We start from the raw sequence: 4,372 nt of genomic DNA, 5'->3' as shown, positions 1-4,372 counted from the left end.
GTGCTGAAGAAAACCGATGCACCGGGCGACGCATCGCACGTGGACATCCACTACCGTTTCGCCATCGAAGGTAGTCTGGGTCCGGCAGCGTGAATCCGGCGGGCAGCAGCGCGGCATACGGCAACCGGCCACACGGGAGGCACATGGCACCGAACACGACGACGATCGACATCCGTGCAGCCACTTCTGCCGATGCACCGGCCATCGCCAGCATCCACGTCGCGTCGTGGCAAGCCACTTACACGGGCATCATGCCGGCGCAGTTCCTCGCCGACCTGTCGGTCGAAAAACGCACGGCCGCGTGGCGCGAGACGCTCGACGCGGGACGACCGCACGTCGCGCTCGCCTTCGCGAACCACGCACCGACCGGCTGGATCGCGTACGGGCCGACGCGCGACGCCGACAAGGACGGTGCGTGGGGCGAAATCGAAGCGATCTATCTGCACCCGTCGCATTGCGGGCAAGGGATCGGCGCGCGGCTGGTCGACCATGCATGCCGAGCGCTGCACGACGCGGGTCATGCGTCGGTGTCGCTGTGGGTGCTCGCCAAAAACCGTCGAGCGAGGATGTTCTACGAACGCGAAGGTTTCGTCGCCGAAGCCGACATCAAGACCTTCGAGATCGACGGTACGCCGATCGAGGAAGTGCGGTACTGGCGCGCCCTACCGAAGCGGTCTCGATGACGGCAGCGCCTCCTCCGTCGCCAATCGTTGCTGCATCAGCTGCAGCAACGCGCGAATCTTCGCGTTGACCGAATTCCGGCTCGCGTAAGCGGCATGCAGCTGCAGCGGCGCCGGCGCCATCTCCAGCGGCACGCGCACCAGCCGCCCTTCGGCAAGCTCCACCGCGCACGCGCGTTCGACCAGAATCGCGAAGCCGATCCCGTTCACCGCCGCGAGGCCCGCCATCTCGCCGCTATTGACGCGATATCGGCTCGCCACCGGAATCTTGTGAATCCGTCCGTCGCGATCGGCGAATTGCCACGGCTGCCCTTTCAGCGTGCTCAACGTCGTGATGCACGGCAACTGCTTGAGCTGCTCCGTCAGGCCTGGCATCCCGACCCGCGCGACCAGTGACGGCGCGGCCACGACGACGCTCGGCAAACTCACGAGCGGCCTGACGACGAACGCGCTGTCGTCCAGCTTGCCGCGATTGACGATGATCGACAGGTCGATATCGTCGCGCAGCGTCGACACGCCAGCGAGGCTGGTGTCGCAGTCGATCTCGACACGCGGATGGTGGCTCGCGAATTCCGCGACGATCGGCCCCAGCATGCGCGGCCCGATTTCGCCCGGGACGCAAAGCTTCAGCACGCCGCGCAATTCCGTTTGCTGCGACGTCAGCTCGCATTCGGCCTGCGTCAGCGCGTCGAGCATCGGCCGCGCACGCTCGTGCAGCAGCCGCCCGGCCTCGGTCATCCGCAGGTGGCGCGTGCTGCGCTCGAGCAAACGCACGCCGAGCCGCGACTCCAGTTGCGCCACATAACGGCTCACGTTGGAACCCGGCAGCGCGAGCACGCGCGCGGCGCCGGCAAAGCTGCCTTCATCGACGACCGTCACGAACACACGCACCGCATTCAGATCCAGCTTGCTACGCATCATTATCCCGTTCGAGGTATCAAAGCCTGCCGATTTCCATGGCTTATCCCGCCAGAGACCATAATTTACGATGCTCATCCCGTCAATGCGACGCCCGGGCACGCACCCGCGGCCAGCGTTCGCACGACACAGGCAAGGAGCGTCATGAACATTGCAATCCTGGGCGCCGGCGTGGCCGGCATGAGCACCGCACTCGCGCTCGCCGGGCGCGGCCACGAGATCCGGCTGTACGAACGCAGGCCGGCGGAATCGACGATGGGCGCAGGCGTGGTGCTGTGGCCGAATGCCGGCTTCGTCCTCACCCAGCTCGGCGTGCTGCCGGACATCGTCGAGGCCGGCGGCCGCCTGCATGCGATGCGGCGCATCGACCGGCACGGCACCCTGCTCAAGGCCACCGAGATCGGCGCGCTCGACCACCGGATGGGCTTCCCGACGGTGTCGATCCTGCGGCGCGACCTGCAGGCCGTGCTGACCCGGCACCTCGCCGCGCGCGGCATCGAGGTCCACTTCGGCCACGGCGCAACGGCCATCGATACCGGCGCGGACGGTCGCGCCGTCGTTCGCTTCGACAACGGCACGACGATCGCCCCCGATCTCGTGATCGGCGCGGACGGCCGCATGAACTCCGTCGCGCGACGTCATGTGGTCGGCGACAATACACCCGTCTATCAGGGCTTCGTCAACTGGATCGGCATCGCGCAAAGCAATGCGCCGCTGGTCGACGAAGTGTCGATATTCGATTACTGGGGCACGCGCGAACGCTTCGGCATCGTCGCACTGGACCGGCATCGCGTGTACTGGGCGGCGGCATGGCCGGAAGCCGACGGGTGCGATGCGGCGGAAGACGATCCGCACGGGATGCTGGAACGGCGCTTCGCGCCGTGGCCGGCGCCCATCACGGACGTGATACGTGCGACGCCAGCGGACACGCTCACGAAGATCCGCGTGCACGATCTGGACCCGGTCGACGTATGGCACCGCGGCAACGTACTGCTGATCGGCGACGCCGCGCACGCGCCGCTCCCGACCTCCGGACAAGGCGCCTGTCAGGCGCTCGAAGATGCGTGGCATCTTGCCCGGTGCCTCGACGAATACGATTCAGCCAACGGCGGCGCTCTCGATGCAGCGCTTGCGGCGTTCACGCTGCGGCGCAGCGGGAAAACCGCCTCGATCACCGAGCGTGCGCGTGAATTCGCGCACCTGTTATTCAGCGACGACGTGAGCGACAGCGCCCGACAACGGATCGATCCGGTCGCCGAAATCGAAGCGCTGACGAACGCGTGGGGCGCGCACCTGCCGATGGAACAGGCGCGCGGACGATAAGCCGTGCGGACGGCGGCATCGGCTCACAGAAACCACCGATACTCCCGCGCGCCGATCTCGTTGCGAAAATCCAGCTCCTCCTGCCGCTTGTTCTCGCAATACACCATCACGAATTCGCTGCCGAGCCCGTCGCGCACGGCCGGATGATCCTGCATCGCGGCGACCGCCGACAGCATCTCCTTCGGAAAATCGATGCCGCTGCCGCGATCGTCGTTGAGCGGCGCGATCGGTTCGCTCTTGGCATCGAGCCCGTGCTCCATCCCCGACAGAATTGCCGCGAGCACCAGGTACGGGTTCGCATCGGCGCTCGCGAGCCGGTGCTCGATCCGCAGGTTGCGCGCATCCGACTCGGGAATGCGGATGCACGCGTCGCGATCCTCGAAACCCCAGCTCGCGCGGCTCGCCGCGTTCACCATCGACCCGTAGCGGCGGAACGCATTGTGATTCGGCGCGAACACGGGCATGCAATGCGGCAGCAGCGCGAGGCAGCCGGCCACCGCATGCCGCAGCGGCCGCTGATCGTCCGCCGCAAGCAGGTTGTTCCCGGCATCGTCGTACAGGCTCACGTGCACGTGCATCCCGCTGCCCGGCGCATGCAGGTACGGCTTGCCCATGAAGCTCGCGCGATAGCCGTGCTGCAGCGCGACGCCGCGCGTGCTGCGGCAGAACATCGCCGACCAGTCGGCCGCGCGCAGCCCGTCGTCGCAATGGCCGAAATTGATCTCGAACTGGCCGGGCCCGAGCTCGGCCGTGATCACGGTCGCGTCGATCCCCTGCGCGCATGCGACGTCGACCATCTCGTGCAGCACGTCGGAGAAACGCGACAGCCGCTCGATATGCATGTTCGGCTGATCGTCGCGATCGTCGGACAGGCGGTCGCGCGGATACTTCGGCATCCCCTCCTCGAGCTGCGCGGCGAACAGGTAGAACTCGAGCTCGAACGCGACGACCGGCCGGATGCCGCGCCGCGCGAGCCGCTTCAGCACCCGCGCGAGCACCTCGCGCGGCTCGAACTCGACCGGTGAATCGGTGCCATCGGTCGTGATCAGCATCTGGCCGAGCGGCTGCTTCTCCCAGGTCACCGGCTTCAGCGTGCCGGGAATCAGCCGGCGCACGGCGTCCGGGTCGCCGTCGTTGAAACAGTAGTCGCCGATCTTGTAGAGGCCGCCCTGCGTGCCGAGCAGGATGCAGTTCTGCGGCAGCTTCAGCAGCGAACCCGCCGCGACCTTTTCGAGCGCATCGATCGGATAGCGCTTGCCGTAGAAGTGCCCGGGCAGGTCGAGGCAGATCAGGTCGACATAACGGATCTCGGGGTGCGCCTGCCGGAATGCGCGGACTTCACTGACCAGCGCGGGAACGACGTCAGCCATGTCTCATCCTTTCCATGTCTTGTATGGCGGTGCCGCGGCGCGGCGAACCGGATTCATGCGACGCACGGGGCAACGCATGCC

Annotated in this window: 4 protein-coding genes; 2 read left to right on the top strand and 2 right to left on the bottom strand. The window is 66.9% G+C overall.

Annotated elements, in window-relative coordinates; translation table 11 throughout:
• The first annotated feature begins 143 nt into the window (after positions 1-143).
• On the top strand, positions 144-683 hold the full coding sequence (locus JMF90_RS26110) for a GNAT family N-acetyltransferase (RefSeq protein ID WP_012339659.1): 540 nt from the start codon (positions 144-146) through the stop codon (positions 681-683).
• Here the strand turns inward: JMF90_RS26110 and JMF90_RS26105 are convergent.
• The gene (locus tag JMF90_RS26105; RefSeq protein WP_011547254.1) at positions 663-1,598 is read right to left on the bottom strand and encodes a LysR family transcriptional regulator; all 936 of its coding nucleotides are present in this window, start codon (positions 1,596-1,598) and stop codon (positions 663-665) included. The genes JMF90_RS26110 and JMF90_RS26105 overlap by 21 nt on opposite strands.
• 144 nt (positions 1,599-1,742) lie before the next feature.
• Here JMF90_RS26105 and JMF90_RS26100 point away from each other — a divergent pair, with 144 nt between their 5' ends.
• Positions 1,743-2,921 carry an FAD-dependent oxidoreductase gene (locus tag JMF90_RS26100; RefSeq protein ID WP_011547253.1) on the top strand — a complete coding sequence of 393 codons (1,179 nt, stop codon included), beginning with the start codon at positions 1,743-1,745 and terminating at the stop codon, positions 2,919-2,921.
• A gap of 23 nt (positions 2,922-2,944) precedes the next feature.
• Here the strand turns inward: JMF90_RS26100 and JMF90_RS26095 are convergent, their stop codons facing one another.
• Entirely contained in the window at positions 2,945-4,291 is a 1,347-nt protein-coding gene (locus tag JMF90_RS26095; protein WP_011547252.1) for a glutamine synthetase family protein, read from the bottom strand.
• Positions 4,292-4,372: the final 81 nt, after the last annotated feature.

It is taken from the genome of Burkholderia sp. E168m23, assembly GCF_016586125.1.
GTDB lineage: Bacteria > Pseudomonadota > Gammaproteobacteria > Burkholderiales > Burkholderiaceae > Burkholderia > Burkholderia orbicola.
Note: the sequence above shows the minus strand (reverse complement) of the source record. Positions and strands in the feature narration are given on the sequence as shown.